At 39.6% G+C, this 4,199-nt stretch carries 5 protein-coding genes; 1 reads left to right on the top strand and 4 read right to left on the bottom strand.

The features are described from left to right. Both IIC38_20140 and IIC38_20135 read right to left on the bottom strand, forming a co-directional pair. Positions 1 to 207: DNA adenine methylase (locus tag IIC38_20140; GenBank protein MCH8128231.1), on the bottom strand; the 207-nt coding region annotated here is incomplete at its 3' end. A 335-nt stretch (positions 208 to 542) separates the two neighbouring features. After that, the gene (locus IIC38_20135) at positions 543 to 689 is read right to left on the bottom strand and encodes a DUF1737 domain-containing protein (GenBank protein MCH8128230.1); all 147 of its coding nucleotides are present in this window, start codon (positions 687 to 689) and stop codon (positions 543 to 545) included. 183 nt (positions 690 to 872) lie between these two features. Here IIC38_20135 and IIC38_20130 point away from each other — a divergent pair, with 183 nt between their 5' ends. Beyond that, complete coding sequence (locus IIC38_20130) at positions 873 to 1,190, top strand: hypothetical protein (protein ID MCH8128229.1); 318 nt, start codon at positions 873 to 875, stop codon at positions 1,188 to 1,190. 32 nt (positions 1,191 to 1,222) lie between these two features. Here the strand turns inward: IIC38_20130 and nagB are convergent, their stop codons facing one another. Both nagB and IIC38_20120 read right to left on the bottom strand, forming a co-directional pair. Continuing rightward, positions 1,223 to 1,963: a glucosamine-6-phosphate deaminase gene (gene nagB, locus IIC38_20125; protein MCH8128228.1), complete on the bottom strand. Its 741-nt coding sequence runs from the start codon at positions 1,961 to 1,963 to the stop codon at positions 1,223 to 1,225. 49 nt (positions 1,964 to 2,012) lie between these two features. Continuing rightward, on the bottom strand, positions 2,013 to 4,199 hold a 2,187-nt coding region (locus tag IIC38_20120; GenBank protein MCH8128227.1), incomplete at its 5' end, for a hypothetical protein.

Below are 4,199 nucleotides of genomic sequence, written 5' to 3'. Positions count from 1 at the left end.
AGAATATATGGCAGGATCAAGATCATTTAGAAAAATAGACTTCACCTTTCCACTTAGCAGCAAAGTTATCGCTGCTCCTGCTCCTCCTGCAAAAGCCTCTACAAATGTACAGTTTGATAAGTCATTATTATCAATGACCGACGTTAACATTTCTGCATAGATTGTTTTGCCACCGGGGTAGCGTAATGGACTTGGTGTTACTGGCATATATTATTTTCTAAATTTTTCCACAAAACATATGAAATAATAATCTATTGAGGCAATTACACAAATAATCAAAATAACCTATCTAACCATTTCTTGATAATTCAAAGTTATAAAATTATTGCTGATTCGCTAGAGAAACTTAACTTCTTGCTAGAGGAACTAACTGTATAATACCCAGCTCACTAGTGTTGCCATACACAGCCACTTGTCCTGGATTTTCAAGTCATCTTCAAATTAATTCTAGAATAGGATTTGCATCAGTATATCCCACTTTTGAAACACTTCACATGAATCAAAATAAAGTTTGGGATGGGATATAATAATTTACTTATCTGTCAATCATCTTTGATCATTGCTTGATGAAACCAAATACACTCTACATGAGAATCATCATATATTGCAAGACCACCAATAGGTTTCCAACCAGACTTCATGTACTCCATTACTTTCATTTCTAAATCGATTTCTTTAGTTAGCTGCATATAAAATTTTGTATTCCATTTTTATCACCTTCTAATTGATGTTCTACCGTCATGTTAATTGTAATTGCAGTGGCCTATCGGAATTATGAAATTGCCTTGGCTTTTCTAGGTTTAATTTAGACATATATAAAAGAAGGAATCAAACCTTTTTTCACAACACAACCCCTCTTGATTCCTAGACTGATGGAACATTTTTTAGAGGAACATTATTGGGTTACGGGTTTCGCCGTTTTGGGGTTCATCGTACTTTCAGGCATTGCGGGTACCTTGGTTTGGCGTTTGCACAAGATAAGAAAAAAATATGACGGTGTGTTTTTAAACGATTTGAGTACCATAGACCTGGAATTAATCATGCTGTTCCGGGCAGCCCCGGACCATTTAAAAGCTGAGGTACTACAAGAGGACGTTGAACAGCAAAATAAGAGCGGTGAACCTATTCTGAGAAAATCAATCCTTTTTTCGCCGGGTGCCCGATTGAAATTTCAGCACACAACTTCCTAAATGACATTTTTGTATGTTATTTGTGACCAAATTCAAATGTAATCCCCTTCAAGTTTCGAAGCAGCATCATGGTCAATGAGTATGGTTGCAAATTGATGCAGCTGCACAATAGTCGCCGGGAATTTTGCCATTACCGGTCCTTCCACAGTTGCCTTTATGGCATCCGCTTTTCCAGCGCCATTGGCCAACAACAAAAGCTTTTTTGCTTCCATGATAGTACCCACACCCATCGTGATTGCATATTTCGGCACTTCTTCCGGTTTTTTAAAAAAGCGGGCATTGTCCTGGCAGGTTTTTTCACTAAGTGTTTTTATCCGAGTTCTGGAACCCAGGGAGGAGCCAGGCTCATTAAAGGCAATATGACCATTAACTCCGATCCCCAAAATTTGCACATCAATTCCCCCATACTCACTAATTTTATCTTCATACCATTGACAGAATAACTCAATGTCATCTGCGATTCCCATTGGAATATGAACATAACGGGGATCTATGTTAATATGCTTAAACAAATTTTCCCACATAAAATAATTGTAACTTTGCTCATGGGAAGGAGCCAAACCTACATATTCATCCAAATTAAATGTGACGACTTTAGAAAAGTCCAGCCCTTCATCTTTGTGCAACCGTATCAATTCCTTGTACATACCAAGAGGCGTGCTTCCGGTAGCAAATCCAATGACACAATCAGGTTTTGCCTTAACAAGGGTTGCTATTTGCTTTGCTCCCTCACGGCTTATTTCATCATAATTGTCTTTAATGATTACAAGCATAAAACAACACCTTTCCTTTCAAGTTGACATGATTAATTAAGGTTCAAACTTATCGAATTAATGTCATTCTTATGTTTTTTTTAAAAGTATAATTTAAATCCTTACCAAGTCCGAATGCATGCATTTGGATTAAATACAATCCACTCGTAACCGGTAAACTTTGATTATTCAATCCATCCCAGGTTATTGTGAACCTGCCGGCAGATTTTCTCTCATCCACAAGGGTTCGAATATTTTGTCCCAATGTATTCAAGACAGATATTGTGACCCGGGAAGGTTTCGGCAATCTATAAGAAATAGTAGTATTGGGATTGAATGGATTCGGGTAATTTTGAAAAAGCACAAAATCGGTTGGTGTTTCTTCTTTTTTATCAACCAAAGTCGTTGGGAAAAAATAGCTGAGAATCCTTGCCATCACCTCGTTTCGGTCTTCTAAATTTGTTATGGTTTCAAATGGAAAGCCAAAATAAACCATTTTCCCTGGTTTTACCCCTGCGCCAAAAACGCCTTCAAATTGAATAGCGGCGATTTTATCGGAATTATATTTGAGATTTGCAAGGGTGTTATTTCCAACCGGAGTAACAAAATCCGGCGAATCTTCTTCATAAGGGTTAGCGCCAAAGCCAAAATCCAATCCTGCAAAAATTGTCCCCTGGACACCCGTGACAGCTAACAGGTCTGCATTGTTTCCTGCAAAATCGATTTTCAAATAATCATTAAGAAATTTCTCGTCAGCAATGGTCGATCCAGTATTGCCGTCACGATCCAGGTCCCAGGCAATCTCAGATCCACTTACAAAGAGATTGCCACCCTGTTCCAAGTATGATTTAAGTATATTCTGTTCAACGGAATCGAATGTCTCATCCACCAAAGACTCATCCCCTAAAAGCCACATCACAGCATCATAATCCTCCAAAACAATACTGCTATCCAAAATTGCATCATTGGCGGCAGTTTCAAAACCAAAATCGTTTTCTGCAATTGCTTTACCATAGAGTAACGCAAAATCATGCCAGGGTTGATGCCAGCTTCCGCTTGATTCAGTTCGATCAAAGCCATCGACGATTAGTATTTTGAATTCGGGTTTCACATTGCTGGAGCCATACACATCTGATTGAATGCTAACATTTTGAAAAACGGCATTATCAACAGCATGCAGTCTGAAATAAATATCCCGGTTTAGAGAGACATTAAAGCTGGTATCCACTTTGGTTTTGGTTAACCTGGATTCATTTAACCGTTGTTGCCATGAAACGTTGTCGAAGGAAAAGAATAAACGATAGCCCAACAAATCAGGATCTTCATTAGGATACCAACGAACCTGAAGTTGTTGTGAATCACTTCCCACAAATTTAATTAGCGGTTGTTCCGGCGGGACATTATCCGTTTCTGACACTTCAACTCTGGAATAAAGAGTATCGGCGTTCCCGAAGGTATCTTCAGCAAAAGCCATAACCGTATATTCACCTTTTGGTAGAGTTGTTGTGTTCCAAAAATTATCACCGGTCAGATTGTTTGTCACGATATAAACGTGGCTTGTTGTGCTGGATAATTGATCGGAAAAAACATTATGAACATAAGAGTTGCTTGGTTTGGTATCGAATTGAAATCGGTTGCCACCATTGGGCGGCGAATAGACTACAGTCGATCGATCTGCAGACAATATTTTATAGCCAATTTTATAGGTGCCGTTGTTTCTGCGGGAAAGACTGGCAGCAGGCGGTCCGTTTTGTTCATCGACTTTAACTATGATATCTACAAGGTCGCTGACCTTATCGTTTGGGAATTGGTCAAAACTGAGGTTGCGGTAAAATCGAATATACCGGATAATCGGCGCCCATTTATCCTCAAGGGGTGAAAGCCCGTTAGGCAGCATACTGTTGCGCTCGGAACCGACGAACCCATTGGTAAAATGAACATGACCAAGACCAGGAATAATGGTCCCCAAAACGGAATGAGAAGTAAACACAGAATCTCCAACCGACAATGAAGGTCTTGGGTTAATATGAACATAAGCGATATCTTGCACTCTAACATAAGCACTGGAGCCGGATCGAGCCAATGCGGTTACGACACCGTCTTTGACGGGGTAAACCGGCGAGCCATCAGGTTTCGGGATATCCGTACCATTATGGAAATGATCCGAACTTCCGGTGTCGCGAAATTCGGAAAAATTTCCTGTAATTTCATGACTCTGATCGAATTGCGTGACCGGCCATGGAAATTGTGCAAATAG

The organism is candidate division KSB1 bacterium, assembly GCA_022566355.1.
GTDB lineage: Bacteria > Zhuqueibacterota > JdFR-76 > JdFR-76 > DREG01 > JADFJB01.
This window is presented reverse-complemented; position numbering and strand designations above follow the sequence as displayed.

What these genes read in the sequence shown, in the direction of transcription:
- nagB (MCH8128228.1), bottom strand. Translation starts at nt 1,963, where the DNA reads ATGCTTGTAATCATTAAAGACAATTATGATGAAATAAGCCGTGAGGGA.
- IIC38_20135 (MCH8128230.1), bottom strand. Translation starts at nt 689, where the DNA reads ATGCAGCTAACTAAAGAAATCGATTTAGAAATGAAAGTAATGGAGTAC.
- IIC38_20130 (MCH8128229.1), top strand. Translation starts at nt 873, where the DNA reads ATGGAACATTTTTTAGAGGAACATTATTGGGTTACGGGTTTCGCCGTT.